This is a genomic window from Mycobacterium xenopi (assembly GCF_009936235.1).
GTDB classification, from domain to species: Bacteria; Actinomycetota; Actinomycetes; order Mycobacteriales; family Mycobacteriaceae; genus Mycobacterium; species Mycobacterium xenopi.
On record NZ_AP022314.1, the window covers coordinates 1,077,494 to 1,092,879 of the forward strand.

18 protein-coding genes and 1 pseudogene are annotated in these 15,386 nt (G+C 61.9%); 13 read left to right on the forward strand and 6 right to left on the reverse strand.

Features of this window, described 5'->3' with window-relative positions:
- Positions 1 to 2: 2 nt before the first annotated feature.
- Genes MYXE_RS04935 through MYXE_RS04945 form a run of 3 tightly spaced genes read left to right on the forward strand, consistent with a single transcriptional unit; the run spans position 3 to position 2,730 of the window.
- Positions 3 to 983, forward strand: a complete 981-nt coding sequence (locus tag MYXE_RS04935; protein WP_232061806.1) for an MlaD family protein — start codon at positions 3 to 5, stop codon at positions 981 to 983.
- Positions 980 to 1,924: an MlaD family protein gene (locus MYXE_RS04940; RefSeq protein ID WP_085194381.1), complete on the forward strand. Its 945-nt coding sequence runs from the start codon at positions 980 to 982 to the stop codon at positions 1,922 to 1,924. The genes MYXE_RS04935 and MYXE_RS04940 overlap by 4 nt, the downstream gene beginning before the upstream one ends.
- 56 nt (positions 1,925 to 1,980) lie before the next feature.
- Entirely contained in the window at positions 1,981 to 2,730 is a 750-nt protein-coding gene (locus MYXE_RS04945; RefSeq protein WP_415624476.1) for a hypothetical protein, read from the forward strand.
- Between the two features lie 442 nt (positions 2,731 to 3,172).
- On the opposite strand, the gene MYXE_RS24940 is transcribed toward MYXE_RS04945, so the two are convergent.
- On the reverse strand, positions 3,173 to 3,301 hold the full coding sequence (locus MYXE_RS24940; RefSeq protein ID WP_269474421.1) for a hypothetical protein: 129 nt from the start codon (positions 3,299 to 3,301) through the stop codon (positions 3,173 to 3,175).
- 208 nt (positions 3,302 to 3,509) lie between these two features.
- Between MYXE_RS24940 and MYXE_RS04950 the strand changes: the two genes are divergently transcribed.
- The 5 genes from MYXE_RS04950 (at position 3,510) to MYXE_RS04970 (ending at position 7,456) form a co-directional block, all read left to right on the forward strand.
- A complete protein-coding gene (locus MYXE_RS04950) occupies positions 3,510 to 4,019 on the forward strand; it encodes a hypothetical protein (protein ID WP_232061744.1) in 510 nt (169 codons plus the stop codon).
- A 128-nt stretch (positions 4,020 to 4,147) separates the two neighbouring features.
- The gene (locus MYXE_RS04955) at positions 4,148 to 4,645 is read left to right on the forward strand and encodes a hypothetical protein (RefSeq protein WP_174893197.1); all 498 of its coding nucleotides are present in this window, start codon (positions 4,148 to 4,150) and stop codon (positions 4,643 to 4,645) included.
- Positions 4,646 to 6,067: 1,422 nt separating this feature from the next.
- On the forward strand, positions 6,068 to 6,403 hold the full coding sequence (locus tag MYXE_RS04960) for a hypothetical protein (RefSeq protein WP_232061745.1): 336 nt from the start codon (positions 6,068 to 6,070) through the stop codon (positions 6,401 to 6,403).
- Positions 6,404 to 6,455: 52 nt separating this feature from the next.
- Positions 6,456 to 6,854, forward strand: coding sequence for a DUF732 domain-containing protein (locus MYXE_RS04965; protein ID WP_112649978.1), 399 nt, complete (start codon positions 6,456 to 6,458; stop codon positions 6,852 to 6,854).
- 29 nt (positions 6,855 to 6,883) lie between these two features.
- Positions 6,884 to 7,456, forward strand: a complete 573-nt coding sequence (locus MYXE_RS04970; protein ID WP_085194375.1) for a hypothetical protein — start codon at positions 6,884 to 6,886, stop codon at positions 7,454 to 7,456.
- Between the two features lie 17 nt (positions 7,457 to 7,473).
- Here MYXE_RS04970 and MYXE_RS04975 read toward each other — a convergent pair.
- The 3 genes and pseudogenes from MYXE_RS04975 to MYXE_RS04985 all read right to left on the reverse strand — a co-directional run.
- A pseudogene (locus MYXE_RS04975) lies at positions 7,474 to 8,100 on the reverse strand (transposase); the annotation flags it as partial.
- A 278-nt stretch (positions 8,101 to 8,378) separates the two neighbouring features.
- A complete protein-coding gene (locus MYXE_RS04980; RefSeq protein ID WP_085195863.1) occupies positions 8,379 to 9,950 on the reverse strand; it encodes a phytoene desaturase family protein in 1,572 nt (523 codons plus the stop codon).
- 64 nt (positions 9,951 to 10,014) lie between these two features.
- Positions 10,015 to 10,935: a hypothetical protein gene (locus MYXE_RS04985; protein ID WP_085195865.1), complete on the reverse strand. Its 921-nt coding sequence runs from the start codon at positions 10,933 to 10,935 to the stop codon at positions 10,015 to 10,017.
- Between the two features lie 311 nt (positions 10,936 to 11,246).
- On the opposite strand from MYXE_RS04985, the gene MYXE_RS04990 reads away from it, so the two are divergent.
- The 4 genes from MYXE_RS04990 (at position 11,247) to MYXE_RS05005 (ending at position 14,142) form a co-directional block, all read left to right on the forward strand.
- On the forward strand, positions 11,247 to 12,170 hold the full coding sequence (locus MYXE_RS04990; protein ID WP_161552046.1) for a hypothetical protein: 924 nt from the start codon (positions 11,247 to 11,249) through the stop codon (positions 12,168 to 12,170).
- Positions 12,167 to 12,766, forward strand: a complete 600-nt coding sequence (locus MYXE_RS04995) for a cytochrome c oxidase subunit 3 (RefSeq protein WP_161552047.1) — start codon at positions 12,167 to 12,169, stop codon at positions 12,764 to 12,766. Before MYXE_RS04990 ends, MYXE_RS04995 begins: the two co-directional genes overlap by 4 nt.
- A 70-nt stretch (positions 12,767 to 12,836) precedes the next feature.
- Positions 12,837 to 13,058, forward strand: a complete 222-nt coding sequence (locus tag MYXE_RS05000) for a cytochrome C oxidase subunit IV family protein (RefSeq protein WP_161552048.1) — start codon at positions 12,837 to 12,839, stop codon at positions 13,056 to 13,058.
- A 178-nt stretch (positions 13,059 to 13,236) separates the two neighbouring features.
- A complete protein-coding gene (locus tag MYXE_RS05005; protein ID WP_161552049.1) occupies positions 13,237 to 14,142 on the forward strand; it encodes a spirocyclase AveC family protein in 906 nt (301 codons plus the stop codon).
- Positions 14,143 to 14,324: 182 nt separating this feature from the next.
- Here the strand turns inward: MYXE_RS05005 and MYXE_RS05010 are convergent, their stop codons facing one another.
- A complete protein-coding gene (locus MYXE_RS05010; protein ID WP_139821161.1) occupies positions 14,325 to 14,537 on the reverse strand; it encodes a hypothetical protein in 213 nt (70 codons plus the stop codon).
- Positions 14,538 to 14,628: 91 nt separating this feature from the next.
- Between MYXE_RS05010 and MYXE_RS05015 the strand changes: the two genes are divergently transcribed.
- Complete coding sequence (locus tag MYXE_RS05015; RefSeq protein WP_232061746.1) at positions 14,629 to 15,000, forward strand: DUF6262 family protein; 372 nt, start codon at positions 14,629 to 14,631, stop codon at positions 14,998 to 15,000.
- On the opposite strand, the gene MYXE_RS05020 is transcribed toward MYXE_RS05015, so the two are convergent.
- A complete protein-coding gene (locus MYXE_RS05020) occupies positions 14,984 to 15,361 on the reverse strand; it encodes a hypothetical protein (protein WP_139821162.1) in 378 nt (125 codons plus the stop codon). The two genes, MYXE_RS05015 and MYXE_RS05020, sit on opposite strands and share 17 nt — an antisense overlap.
- Positions 15,362 to 15,386: the final 25 nt, after the last annotated feature.

Sequence of the window (15,386 nt, forward strand, 5' to 3'; positions counted from 1 at the left end):
GCATGTTGGCGGTACTGATCGCCGGCGTTGTCACTGTTTCGTCGTGCTCAATGATTGACGTCAACTCGCTGCCACAGCCGGGCAAGTCCTATCGCGACGGGTACGACATCGTCCTGGCGTTCGACAACGTGCTCAACTTGCCGTTGCGGGCGAAGGTGGTGTTGAACGGCGTGACCGTCGGAGTGGTCACGAATGTTGCCCTCAAGACTCAGGAAGTCGATGTCACCGCGCGCATCGGCTCCGGGACCGTGGTGCCGTCGGATACCGAGGCGTCGCTGCAGCAAGCCACCGTGCTGGGCGACATTTACGTCGCCTTGGAGCGCCCCCACGCTGGCGGCTCACCGGCACCCGCACTGGGTCCGGGCGGGCGGATCCCCCGATCCCAAACGACGTCTCCACCCCAGCTGGAAGACACCATCGCTAGCCTCGCCAATTTTGTGTCGAGTGGGTCCATCCAGCGCATGCAGAACACGGTGATCCGTCTCAATCGCCTGACACCGCCACCCACTGAAGTGCGCAGGCTCACGTCGCGGGTCGTCGACGACCTTACGGACCTCTCCGACAACATCGATCGGGTCGATCAACTGCTTGACGGCGTGTCCCGAACGGCTGAGGTCTTACATGCCCGAATCCCGCAATTGCAGGACTATTTCTCGCCCAGAGGGCAGCTGGCTATCGCACGCAGTATGAGTTTCTACCGGTATCTGGCCACACTCCTACCGGGGGTCGGCTCCATCGCCCTCGGCGGATATTGGCTCGTTCCTTTACTTAATTCGCTGGGCAATACCTTCGCTGCGCTTTTTCAGCGTTCCAAAATCGCTTTCGAAGAAGAGATCCCGAAGTATCGAAAATTATTCACTGATTTCTTCCTACCAGAAGACAAGTATCCGGCGATCAACATCACCTCGATAATTGGCCCTGACGGGCGCGAAATGTCGGGCAATGTGCAAGACGTGTTACGAATCCTCGGAGCGATGCCATGAGGACGAAAGACGTAATATCATTTGCCGCATTTGCCGCCATCATCGTGTTTGTCCTTGGTTACTTCGCAACACTCGGGATCCGAGTCAAACCGCCTTCTGAGCGCACCAACCTGTCCATGGAGGTCGCCGACATCAACGGTCTCGTGGTTGGATCCAACGTGCTGCTGCGCGGAGTGCCGATCGGCAAAGTCACCAAGATCGGCACGGCCATCCAAGCCGCAACCGTCGACTTTTACGTCGAGGGCCGCTACCGAATTCCGGTCGACAGTCAAATACGGCTCGAGAATCTCTCGGCGCTCGGGGAGTCCTACATCAGTCTGACACCGCACACTGCCGGCGGCCCGATGCTGCACGACGGGCAGCACATCGCCGCCCAAGCGGTCACCGCGCCCCCGTCGATCTCCGAGCTGGCCACGAGCGTTGTCAGAGTTCTCAATCAGCTTAACCCCCCGGCACTCAAACGCATCGTCGGCGAGACCGACGCCGCATTGCCGGACCCGGTCGCGGTACTGCCCAACATATCGCGTGCCAGCACACTGTTGAGAAACACCATTGCGGATTTCCATGGCAGCGGACGTGCGATGCTCGACAATGTTCAGAAACTGCTAAAACACGCCGAATATGTTGCTCCCGCTTTAACTGGACTGACACCCCGTATCACGGAATTGGGCGTATGGGTTCAAGATATCGACAAAGAAGCCACCAATTTCGTCTACGGAGATGGGGTATCTAATGTTGCCAACCTCAACAAACTACTCAGACGAATTCAGCTTTTCTTAGATGATCGGGGCCCCGACCTCAAAGTGCTGGGCGAGGCGTTCCAACCAAAGCTGAACGCGATCGCCGCCGCGCTGTCGAACTTCGACACAGGTCAAATCCTGGACCACGTGCTGGCAGCGGTACCTCCCGACGGAGTCATGACGCTGCGCGTCGTCCCTTAGGGCGAAATGAATCACGACATGCACCGCCGTGACATGCAATCGAGGAAGGGATGGCCATGAAGCTCAGAAGGAGTGCGACTCTGGAATCGGCTCCGGCCGAAACGGATCCAACCACTCCTGAGTCAACGGATTCGGCCGACGTGCGACCTGAAAAGCAGGCCGACCCGGAGCCCGTGGGTTCGGCTGACGTGGGACGTGAAGAAGACGCCCGGCCGGAATCCGCGGATTCGGCCGACACACGGGCGGGCGACGCGACCGTCGACGCACGGTCACCGCGGGTGCGTCGTTCAATCTCACTGAGTGTTCGTAGCTTGGTGGTCGCGGCGGTGATCGCTGTCCTGGCCGGCGCGGTGGCCACGTTGGCTTGGCTCTATGTTGGAGCGCGAGGCCAGCTCAGCGCACAGGCGAGCGAAGCGGCGAACGATGCTCGCGCCGAAAAGACGGCGCTCGAATACGCGGTCAACGCAGCGACGATGGACGTCAAGGATCTCCAGGCGTGGAAGGTCAAACTCGTGGCCGGAACCAGCCCGGAACTCAACCACAAATTGAGTGAAGCGGCGAACTCCATGGAGCAGATCCTGGTCCCTCTGGAATGGAGTTCGACCGCGCAACCGCTCGTAGCCAAGGTTCGTTCGAGAAGTGGCGGACTCTTCGTCGTCGACTGTTTTGTCAGCGTTCAGACCAAGACTGTGCAAGCCCCCGAGCCGCTGCAATCAACAGCAACATACAGCGTGACGATCGACAGCAACAACAACTGGCTGATCACCGATGTCGGCGGAGTTGGCTCGGTAGTCGGACCGAAGTAAATCTTCTGATCGTCGGGAGGATGAGGCAGTTATGACTCTCAGGTTTGTTACCCAGGCACTGCCGGGGTCCGGTTGGATGGGCTCAGCATCTTCGCGGCAACAGCGAATACGGCTCGCGCGGGCGGTGAATCCGACTGTGCGACACCGATCGCGTCACGGCGGGGCCGTGGCGACCGGCGCGGTGATCGTGTTGTCGGCGATAGCAACCCTCATCCCGCCGAAGTCCGGTGCCGACCCCGACCCTGCCGCGCCGCCCTCCGACAATGACCTGATCTACGCGTTCCCGGAATTCACGCCGACACCGTCAAACTGGAAGCCGAAATTCCCGTTCCCCTACGACCAAACCAGAGACCGCGTTACAACGGCGGATATCACCGCCATGGGTGAAATGTGCCAATGGTTCAACCGTCAATATGCCACCCTGAGAGATCAAATCGACAGGCTACAGTTCAACCGGATTAACCCCGACGGTAAGGACTTCGACTACGGCCGCGACAATATTCAACAGCAGGTCGACATTGTCACCGGAAACATCGATAAGTCTCTGGCCTTTCTCGACCCACGCGTTCATGCGCTGACCGTCGCTCAAAACTCATTCGGAGACAACTACTTCCCCATCTACGAAGGCGAGGAGTTCTTCAAGCTCTACGAGCAGCTATCCAACGTCAACACGGCATCAAGGCCCACCAGCCGGACTGGTTCACGGGGCCGTCGGTCCAGAAGGCGAAGCGCCACGGTAGCGACATCTTTCGCTCACATGTGTGCGGGTAGGAGAGACGATGCGCGCGGATGCCCGGCCTGCCTTCCCCAAATGGATGACCTCCTCCTTGTCGCACCGCTGCGTTCGAGGCATTTCAGCAGCCGTCGCGGCGATGCCATTCCTGGCCGCGACGATGCTATTGCCCCCGCCAGCGGTTGCAGATTCCGCCGATACCCTAAGGGCCGCGGTCGACTCGGTGCGCTCGGCGTCCTGCGCGCCGCTGCGGCCCGACCCGTTAGTCGAAAGCACCGCAGAAGACGTGAATCGATCAACCGCTGCGTGGCTCGATCACGCCGGACGCGTCGCGCCGGTGGACGACCCCCTGCCCTTGTTGAAGGACCGCGGCTTTGGCGGTAAGAAAGCCCGGCTGGTGCAGGGCGCAGGCCGCACCAGCACTGATGCGATAAAAGGTCTATTGCTTGAAGGCTATCTCGACATCCCCGATTGCTCCTACACCGAATATGGCGTCAGCTTGATAAGGAATCGCACTACTAACTATGTGCTCGCAGCGATGGTGTTGGCCGCCTAGATGCGTACGTGGCGACAGAGGGTGTTTGAGGCTCATGCCCCCAACTCATCGGATCGGTCAACAGTCGGCCCGGGGCCTAACGCGTCCTCGGCGCGCGGCGTTCCATTTCGGCGCGGAGGAGGGTGCTCATGAATCGAATCCACGGTACAGCGGCTTCGCTCATTGCCGGCGTCGCGGCGGTAGTGTCGGCCCCTGCCGCTCACGCCGACGACATCGTCACCTATGAGGTCTTTTCAAGCTTCGTGGACCAGGCGGGAGGTATCGAATACCGCGATCTGTCGGGAAAGCACTTAATAAAAGACGTGCCGCTGCCCTGGAAGATCACGGTTCCCGTGGCCAAGGTGTTCAGCCCGGAAGACGCCGGCGCCGAAGTGCGCGCCGACTGGCGGCCGAATTTCCGGACGGCGGCGACCGTCGGCCGAGTTCTGCAAGGTCAATTGGTGACGGTGCGCATTTCTTTCCGCGGCGCTGTCATCTGCGAGAACACGATCGACGTAGGTAATGCGACGTGCTACGGCAGCGCGCCGCACACGCCGGACACCGACTCGACGTATGACCGGAGCCCTTTATTTCCCGAACCAGCATCGGGATTGGTGCCAGGAGTGGATCCGGGCCGTGTTAATTAGAAACGAGGATTCGAGGGTAGCGATGATGGGTCAGCGTGCGGGAGTCTGCTGGTGGTTGGCGACGAGTGCGTGTCTCATCGGGTTGGCGCTCGGGGCCGCGCCCAACGGGCAAGCACAGCCGGACGACAACGTCGACAACGGCGCTGGCGCGCCATCGTATGCTGATCCCCTACCCCCACCCGCAGGGGATCTGCGGGGGAAGAAACCAGAGGCAGACCTTCCGATACCTCCTAAGCCCACTCCATTTCCCGACGCCGGCCCCATTCTGCAGTCCTACCAACGACACCAGCCCAGCGAATTCTTCACCGCCAGCAATGAAGGCGTATGGTTTTCCACCCCCCTTGGCCTGAACTGCGGCATCTGGGATAGAGGCAGCTTTGGCTGCGCGGGGAATATTCCGGGTGCACCGCAGGGAGACACCCATATCGGCTGGGTGACCGGGAACATCGTCACCCGTTACGACCCCCTGCTGAGTTTTCAGTTCCCCCCCGGGCGGGCGGAGCGAATGCTGCCGCCACGCAGTTACGTGGAATACAACGGAACCAGGTGCGCCACCATGACAGATGACAGCACCTACTGCGCGCGTGGCCCGTACCGATTCTTCGTCACACCCACCAAAACTTTTCTGAGCCCGCCGTGATGGTTCGCAACCGCCGTGAGCGTCAGGCACGTCACGCGATGCCCCGGAAACAACGCGCACAATGCGGCGAGATTGCTCATCGTCGAGATGGGCCACGTCATGCTGCGCACAGGCAAGCGGGCACAGCACGATTTGCGAACGCCTTTCGCGGCCCAGCGGCGAAGCGGCAGCCGGTTTCTCGTACGCCGCAGCCGGCTCGCTCCCCCAAACTCGCGGGTGGCGTGGTCACCCCTGACGTACCAGGGTGGCAGACGATGATCCGCGCAGCACAGACTCCGGCCTTCAGCGCCGCCGTCATGCTTGGCTTGGCTCTCACCTGGCTCGGAACAGAAGCGCCTTCGGTCCTCGCCTGGCTTGAGGGGGGGAGCGCCTCCCCATCTTCACAGTGCGCACAGCCCGCCCCGTCCTGCCCCTCGGGAAACCCCGCGCAGGTCAGGACCTACCACGCCGGGCCTTCGAAAAAGCGACACCCAGGTCTGGTGCCCTACCTACGACAGGCGATCGGCCGCCGGCACGCGAAGACATCGATCCCAAAGTCTTTGCCGAGCTTGAAGAGGTCCTGGCCGAACTCAGTCACGACGCGCGCCCACCACAACCCCCACCTAGGTCCAACCCACTACCGGACTCGACAAAAGTGCAGCCATCCACCGCCGCGCAGCCCGAACAAACACTCGATGCGCCGTTACCCAAAACGGCCCCGACAGACCCAGCAAGTGTGCCAACGACCCAGCAGCCCAGTGGCGCGCGGCCGGGTCCGGCCACGTGAGGTTCACGTCCGGCTGATGGCGGAGACACGACAGGAGACAGCGTTGACCACACTCAAGATGCTGACCGCGGGACTGCTGCTGGTCGGCCCGGCATTGCTGGCCTGCGCACCGGCGGTGCCGGCCGACCCGCTGACCCCACCAACTCCTGCCGAGATGCAGTTCCTCGATCAAGCGCGCCGCCTGCTGCCGATCACTCCAGATTCGATGGTCGCATTCAACAGTGACGGGGAGCTGCTCGACCAGGGTCGCCAAGCGTGCTTCATGCGTGATCAGGGGAGGGTGGGATACGAAGCGTCGATGTTGCCGCCGATCGTCACACAGCTAGCGCTCGTCTATCTGTGCCCGAAATGAACCGCTCCATGTCCGCCGAATGGCGGCACCTCTCACAAGGGGAGAAACCGAGATGCAGAATCCCGCCAGACATGTCGGCTGCGCCATGATGGGTATAGCGCTTGCGCTGCTGGGGACACCGATGGCGCATGCCGATGAGGCCAGCTTCCTCGCCGGGGCTCGTGCTCTCGGGCTCCCGCAGTCCGACGACGTTCTGATCAGAACAGCGCTGTCCGCATGTCGCTTCCTTCAAAGCGGCGAGCTGGAACGCTACGGGTTCCCTAACTTGCGGAGGCTCCCCCAAGACGTAGAGGCCCACATCGCGCGGCACCTGAACCTCGAACCCGCCTCTATTCCGCCGCCGGGCCGAGCGCCCCAACCAGGGGAGGGAAAAGCACACGAACTGCTCGTGCTGTCGGTCAACGAGTACTGCCCGCAGTTGGCCTATCGGCTCTCCGATCCGCCCGCCTAAGCAGTCGCCACCACGCAGAAGGATTTGCGATGACCACCCATATCGTCCGCCGCCCCGCTGTCGTACGTTGGGCCGCTGCGCTTTTCGCTGGATTGCTGGTCTCGATGGCTTTGCCGTGTGTGGCGCCAGTCGGCGCTGAACCGTCCCCATCGGTCGATTCGGACGGCGACGGCCTCAGCGATCAGTTTGAGCGTGACGTGTCGAAAACCGATCCGTTCGACAAGGACTCCGACGGCGACGGGCTGGACGACGGCTTTGAAGTCCTCGTGCTCAAGTCGAACCCGAATTCGAAGAACTCCGACCTCGACAGCTTGACTGATTACGACGAGGTGTACAAGTACCGTACCAGCCCTATTAAGGCCGACACCGACGGCGACGCACTCCGCGACGACATCGAAGTTCTCCCGTGGTTCGAGAACACCAATCCGCTCGATCCGGACACTGATCACGACGGCCTGTCGGACGGCGACGAAGTCCAGCTTTATGGCACCGACCCGAAAAACCCTGACACCGATGGCGATGGCGTGTCGGACGGTCAGGAAGTCAACGTTGACAAGACCGACCCCCTAATCCCGGGTGCGACGGCTCTTGTAACTCGTTGAGAGTTATGTCATGTCGGTACCCCGATCAGCACCAGCAGGCACAGCTTGGTCTCCTCCAGGCGCACGTTGACGTGGATGCCGTCGGCCCACACGTACACATAGTCCACACCCGAGAGGTCGCGGGCCGAAAACGCCTTCCGCTCGGCTTGCCAGGTCTAGGTCAGCTTGCTGATCGTGGCCGCCGACAGGCCCTTGGTCGAGCCCAGAAACTGGCCCAGCGCCGGCCCGAAGTCCTGCGACGAGAGGCCGTGCAGGTACAGTAGCGGCAGCACCTGCTCCACCTGCGGGGTCTTGCGCGCCCACGGCGGCAGGATCGCCGAACAAAACCGCACCCGCTTACCGGTTTGCGGGTCAACCCGCTTATCGTTGACCCGCGGCGCGTGCACCTCGATCGCACCCGCGGCGGTGGTCACCTCACGCGGCTCGTGATAGCCGTTACGCACCACCAGCCGATGCCCGTTCTCGTCGCGCTCATCGGCGAACTGGGCACAATAGGCGGCCACCTCGGCCCGCAACGCCGCGGCCAGCATCTGCTGCGCACCCTCGCGCACGATCTCATCGATCACCGACGACACCGGGCCCACCAACACGACAGGCGCCGCCGAACCATCACGATTGCCGCCCTCAGCGACTACATTGAGCATGGGTCGTACCTTCCTGAACCAGCGCGTCAACGCCGGTCCTTGATCAGACAAATGGACTTCAGATCATCCTCGGGAAGGTGCGCCCAACCACGCCGCCTCGCCGAGGCTCATCCACAGGATCTGATCATTGCTCAAACGTCGAGCCTGTGTAGGCCAGCGTCGTGCTGAAGAGGTTGGCCCGACCGGCATTGCAGACGGTTACCTTCCACCACGTATGCGACCATAGTCGGGTTGTTGGGCTTGCCGAGGCGGGGCGCCAGCGCAGCTACCCCATACTGCTACCGACGCCGACGGCGACCGAGGTCCTTAAGCACTGCCGCAGCGGCATGCTTGCCCGGAAGACCCGAAACGCCACCGCCGGGGTGGAACCCAGCGCCGGTGAGATATAGACCACGAAGCGGCGTCCGGTACCCCGCGGCGCCGAGAGTAGGCCGGAGGGGTCCCATGCGCGTCACCAGATGGTCGACGTGGTAGAGACATCCGTTGACCGTTGCTGTTCTACGCGTCAGATCTTCCGGGGTTTCCACGAGTCGGCCGATCTCGAGCTCGTGAACGCCCGGCATAACCCGCCCAACTTGATCGACGAGTCGCTTCGCCGCTTCGTCTCGGCGCAGGTGCCAACCTCCAGTAGCGGTCACCGGCGCGGGACTGTACAACTGCACTGTGTCCTGACCCGATGGAGCCTGCGAGGCGTCCATCGCGGTGAAGATCGTGCACCACCAGGGAGCATCGGTTGGCAGCTCACCGCGCGACGACTGCTCACAGCTCTTCATCACCCCATCGAACGAGCCAGTGAAGAGCGCGGGTTTACGTAGGTCCACATCGCTGCGCCGAAGTTGATGGGCGGAAAGTTGCAGCTGCCCCGACAATGCGAGGTTGACGGTGAATGAGGCGACCCCACCGGCGTTCGCCGGCGCCGCTCGCAGACGCTGGGCAAGCGGTACCGGGATTCCGTCACCGACGAGGTCGGGCACCCGCTGCGGCGGAATCGCGGTGAGGACGGCATGTCGCGCCGTAACAGTTGTCCCGTCGCTCAATGTGACGCCCGTAGCGCGATCATCGTTGTGCTCAATCTGCGATGCCGCGAGGCCAGTTCGCACCACACCGCCAAAGGACTGCAGACATTCCTGCAATGCGTGCACCAACCCGCCCATGCCGCCGATCGGGCGCGCCGCTCCGGCTCCATGCAGTGACGACGTGCCCAACAGCGCCAGTGCGCTGCCCTCCGCCGTCGGAGCGCCCAAAATCGTTGCGATCGATGCGAAAGCACCGCGCACCTGATCCGATTTAAACGTCGAGGTAATCGCATCAGCGGCCGTACCCGTGAGCAATCCCGCCAGGGTCGAGCGAAGCTTACGGTCTCGCACCAGCATGCGCAGGCCCGCTGCGATGGTACCCAAAGAGGGCCGCACAGGTGACCCTGCGCCATAGCGGCCCTGAAGGTCAACGGCCTTCAGGGCGATAGCCACCAGTTCACGATAGGATTCCGCGTCTCGCTTGCTAAAGCGCGCAATGTCGGCGGCGGTCTTTTCGACATCGGCTTGAAAGAGCAAAGATTCACCGTCTTCGCCGAGCCACGCCCATCCCACGCTGTCGACCTCGCGATAGCCGAAACGTTGCAGGCCGAGATCCTCAACGACGCCTCCCGCTCGCAGGTACACGTTCTCGTAAGCACCGGGATTGACCATGTGCTGCGGAGCCGCATCGATCAACGGTGCACTGAGGGTCATCCCGCCTAAACGGTCGTACTGCTCGACGACGAGGACCGATCGTCCGGCGCGGGCGAGGTAACAGCCCGCAACCAACCCGTTGTGCCCGCCACCGATAACGACGACGTCGTAGCTCTCCATGGTCCCTCTTCACATTGCCAGGTCGGCTAACCGGTGCTGCACGATGAGCCGGCGACGACGGCCGTCAGGGCCTCCTTGCGACAGGGTCGGCCGCCATGGAGTGCGCCGGTGGGCTGATGCCGACACCCACCTTGGCGAGGAACACTTCTGCCAGGGTGACCTCCGGGTGGATCGAGATTCCAGCTCGCTGCTGGGCTTTCGCGATCTCAGTCACCACTAGCCAAACCAGAAGCCCACAGAGAGCAACCGTCAGCGATCCGCCCAGATACACCAGCGCCGTGGACCCGTTGCCATTGACGTCGGCGTGGTAGTTACTGTTCAGGGCCGTGAAGACCGGCCATCCGGCCGCACCATTCAATCCGGCATAGAGCATCGGCAGCAACGGGATCACGATCAGCTTGCCCCAGCCGGAAAACCGCTCGCGCAGACCGAAGAAGACGAGGCCGGCTAGCAACTGCAGGGTCGCGTCGATGGTGAACCACCATGCCGGAGCTCCGGCGATAAGGAAGGGTTGATGCCCGTAGTACCGGTAGAGCCCGAAGGCGCGGCCGGTGACCTGCAACGCCAGATCGAACACCCATGAGATGGCGTAGGCGCAGAGGAAGAACCTGGTGCCCTTTCCCAGCAGGATTGCCCGGTAGATGAAGTAGGCCTGCAGACCGAAGAAGAAGGCATAACCCAACACGACGTAGAGCGGGATGTGTCGGCCGAAGAGGTTGAGGACGATGGCTACGTTGTCACCAGCGAACCAGAGCAAACCAATATAGTCGAGATACGCCTCGAGCACCCCCATAAACAGTCCGCCGAGCAAGAAATAGACGCCAAGCGTTTCCCCACGCATCGCAAGGCGGACGATCCACCCCACAGCGACCGCCATGAACGCAACACAGATCAGGGTGAAGGCCAGGCTGGCCCCATGATCGGCCGACAGGTCAGCCGGTGGGACGGGATACGACGGGGGCAACTGGGTGAGAATGCCAGGCATATGGCTCCTTCCGGTGCGGTCACGTCGGTCTCCGTCAGGTGCCGCGCAGGGCCCACTGCGGCCGTGCCGATCTCACGGATGTGACGGGCCCCACATTGCCACAGCTATCTCTTGTTGTCCACATGTTTGCGTGTACACCTCCACTATTTGCTATGCACAATAAACGGATTTAGCGGCATGTCGCTAGTTTGCATCTGTAGTAACGCGTTGTGATGCCGCGTTATTGATCCCACTGCGGTACGGCTCGGCAACGGCTGCCGACCCCCGCCCCAACAGTCACGCATACCCTGCCAGCCGGACGGATCGAAATCTTGCGTGGCCATTATGGTATTAATACGCGCAAAGTTTCGTACACTTCAGCCATGAAGGAAGCTCACCAGGCATCGACGCCTGTTTTGGACGCAACCAGCAGCCCCCATCCGACCGAGACATCTGATAGCTCCCCTCAACGAGTCGGCCGCCTATCGGGTGCATACGGGTTTGGCTTCGGGATGCCGGACCGTCTCGGGATGTGGTCAATGTGGGTCGGGTTCGCCTGCTTTGGCTTCGGCTTTTTTGGCGGCGGATTTGTACCGCCGCCCGCACCCGCGGATGCAGCGACGACGGCCGCGTTCTACCACGAACACGTCGAGTTGCGCCGTGTCGCCGTCATCATGCTGATCGTCGGCGGGACGATGTTCATCCCCTTCGGCGCCGCGCTCGCCGACCGGCTACGCCGCATCCCGGGCATCGGGGCGACGGCCGTCTACACCGAGCTTGCGGCGGCGACCGCCTCCGGAACGCTCATGATGGTCTTCGGGCCGTTCCTGCTCACCGCGCTGCTACGGCCGGACATGCCAGCGTCCAGCTACGAACTTCTCAACCACGTCACGTGGATGGCATGGATTGGGCTCTGGCAGCCGGGTGCACTAGAGGCCGGCGCGACCGCCGCTGCGATTCTTAGTGATCGGTCGACCCCCCCCGTGTTCCCTCGCTGGGTGGGATGGTTTAGCGCGTGGATGGCTTTCGGATCACTCGTGGGGTCTCTGATCCCGTTCTTCACCGAAGGCCCCTTCGCATGGAACGGGTTCATGGCCTTCTACATCGCAGCTGTGGTGTTTTTCTCCTGGTTCACCGTAATCCTGGTGCAGTTGCACAAGATGGCCGCCCGCGACCGCGCTGCACAAGCAGCGCACCCACCCGCTCCTCCCGACGCATCACTATCGAACGCACAGAATCAGCAGGTCCTGCGGTGACCGCCGCGCCCACGGCCGGGATGCGGCAACACAAGGTCTCGCCGCCAAGGATCCCGGGAGAGCCCGACGCGTGGGTTTTCATCATCGGCGAGATGATCATCTTCACCGCACTTTTCGGCCTGATCGGATACAATCGCGGAAAGAATCCTGGCCTGTTCGCCGCCGGGCAACGCGAACTGGCCCAAGGGCTCGGACTGACCAACACCATCGTTCTACTCACCGGCTCCATCCTCGTTGTGCTCGCGACTCAGGCCGTCGCGGATAGACGCTTTGACACTGCGTCGCCGTTGATAGCCTCCGTCATCGGTTGCGGGCTAACGTTTGCATCTGTCAAGGCGATTGAGTATTGGTCCCTATTCCACGACGGGATCACAATCCACACCAACCGCTTCTGGATGCTGTTCTTTGTCATCACCGGTGCGCATCTGGTACACGTCGCTGTCGCCAGTGCAGGTCTGGTGCTGCTACGCAGCCGAGTCAGGTTAGGGCTGCCGGGCCCACGGGAGCCGGCGCTCTTCGAATCCGGTGCCTGTTACTGGCACATGGTCGACCTGATCTGGTTGATTCTGTTTCCCCTCTTTTATCTGGTGAATTGACATGTCAGACAGAACTTCTCCGCTAATCGCGGTGTCTCGCCAGCCAGCCGTCATCGTATGGGCGATTCTGGTGGCGCTGACCGGTGTATCGTACTGGCTCGGCGCTGACCACGCGCTGGGCACCACATCGGCCGCGCTGTCGCTCGTACTCGTCATCGCGATCGCCAAATCGTGGTTGGTTCAGTGGTTTTTCATGGACATGCGCCACGCACCACGACGGCTGCAGTCAATCGTCGGTGCATGGCTTGCAGTCACGGCCGGGATCGTCATCGGGATGCAAATTCTGTTGTGACTGCCAATCCAAAAGAGGGTGTCGACCTTCGAAAGCCGAAATTGATTTAGGGGCCGCAGGCGAGTCCTCAGCGGCGTATGCGACAAGTCGTTCGTATCCCCTTGTTCTGGAGTACCGAATGTCTTCTCCTACCGCCAATCACCGAATAGAATCTGCTGGCCGTCTATCCCGCTTCCCCGTGGTCGGTTGGGCAAGTCTCGGCGCCGCGTCGGTTCTCCTGATCGTCCGGGTGCTCGCAAAGTGGGTTCTTGGCGGGGTCAGCTCGATCGATCCAGGCCCGGATCCGATGTCACCGATGAAGCTATGTCTTCTACACGGCTTGGAGTGGGGACAGTTCGCGGTATTTCTTGTGATCCTCTACCGGTTCGTCGCACGCCCGCTATTTCGGCGGGAGCCTTTGGGTTTCGACGGTCTATTCGTGCTCGGTGCAATCCTGCTGAACTTCTGGGATCCGCTGGACAACTATTGGCTGTTCAGCTTTCAGTACAACGCCCATCACCTCAATGTCGAGAGTTGGGGCGGATACATCCCAGGATGGCACAGCCAACACGCTGAACTCTGGGCTGTGCCAGTAGCATTCGTATTCGGTGCATACACGTGGGCGTTCTTCCTCGCTGTTCGAATGGGCTGCGCGATCCTCGGACGGTTGAAGAGGACGCGGCCATCTTGGGGTCCTTTGCGTGGTTTCGGCGCCGTATTTCTCGCGAGCGCCGCGCTGTCTGCGGTGGCCGAACTCGTCTACCTCCGCATCGGTGCGATCGCGAACGTACATCCGGCAAATCAACTGACACTGTGGAACCAACAGCCTTACGGCTGGCCGTTATACAACCCGGTATTCTTCGGCCTCACGTGGACCGCCATGACGGCTTTGCGTTGGTCACGCAATGACGACGGCCTTTCATTCGTCGAGCGCGGAGCGCAGGTTGTACAGTCCACTCGCGGACAGGCTATCGTCCGGTTCCTCGCGACCTTCGCGTTCATGGAAGTCGCCTACATTGGTCTCTACTTCTTGCCATGGAACGCCATGGCGTTCCTGCGCGACATACCGCCGCCGCACTTGCCCACATACTTTCCCGTCCCATAGTGAGTGGCGCATGGTGCGCCCCGGTGCACCATAATCGCTGGTGGCAGGTTGTTGACTACGAAAATGGGAGCCGCCGCACCCCCCTCCAGGTGCGCGCACAACTCCAGTGTCGGGGTAAGGGGATTGACCGCCGGGGTCCAACGGCAGGAATCCGGGCAGCAATTCGGCGATGCACGCCATTGTCATTCCGGCCTCGAAGTAACTGTCGATAGCACAGTGGCCGCGACGGTTTCGCAGATGCCCGAGTAAGCGGCGAAGGTCCGGTGGACCATCTCGGGCGTGACCGCAGCGATGATCGTGAGCAACTCGTCGCGCGAGGGCATGTTGGGCTGCCAGTGCAGGTGGTACTTCCAATCGGGCTGCATCACGCTCGCCTGAAGCATCCCGGGTTTCATGCAACCTCGTTGCGTGTGACCACGAGCTGACAACTCCCGCCTCATCATCGCCGCCGCCCGCTGCAGGGCGAAAACAACCCCCAAACGCGCCGTGTGGACGCTGCGACGGATGGACAAGGCCGGTCTCCCCATCACTTTCGATGCTGTAGCCCGCGAAGCCCGCGTCTCTCGGTCCTGGCTATACAACCAGCCGGAGCTATGCAGCGAGATCGAGCGCCTCCGCGCACGTCGACACCTCCCGACTCAGCACATGCCGGTGCCGGACCGGCAGCGCGCCTCCAACTCCTCCCGGCTCCAGCGTCTCAAGGCGGCGACCGAGCGCATCAACCACCTGGAAGAAGAGAACACGCGGCACCGACAGGCGCTGGCGCTCGCACTCGGCGAACAACGAGCCAAAGCCGTTCACGGCGAACACCGCGACACGCTGAGAAGAAAACCCACCGCCCTCATCGGCCCGTGTTGACCAATGCGTCGACCGCACCGTCCTCAACGCAAAACCGCTGGTCAAAGCCCTGAACAATTCGTCGGCTCAAGATAATCACCCTCTTGGTACGGGCACCATTGCGGGACTTGCCGCCATCACGGCCGGCTGGATCGTGCTTGGCGTAGCCGAGATGATCGTCGAGCTCGCCCCGGGGCCGCGGACTCGATGATTCTCTTGGTGAGCTGGCCCAGCAGCCCGTCCTCCCGGTCAACCGCAGCCCCTCCGAGCGGGCCCGATCCACCAGCTGCCCGACCAGCTGCTCGTCGAGGTCGTCAAGCCGCAGCAAGCCCCGCGCGTCGGGCATCTCGGCGGCTTCCCTGTCTATCATCACATCAGTCACAGTGCTCTCCTTCTTTCTCAGGAGC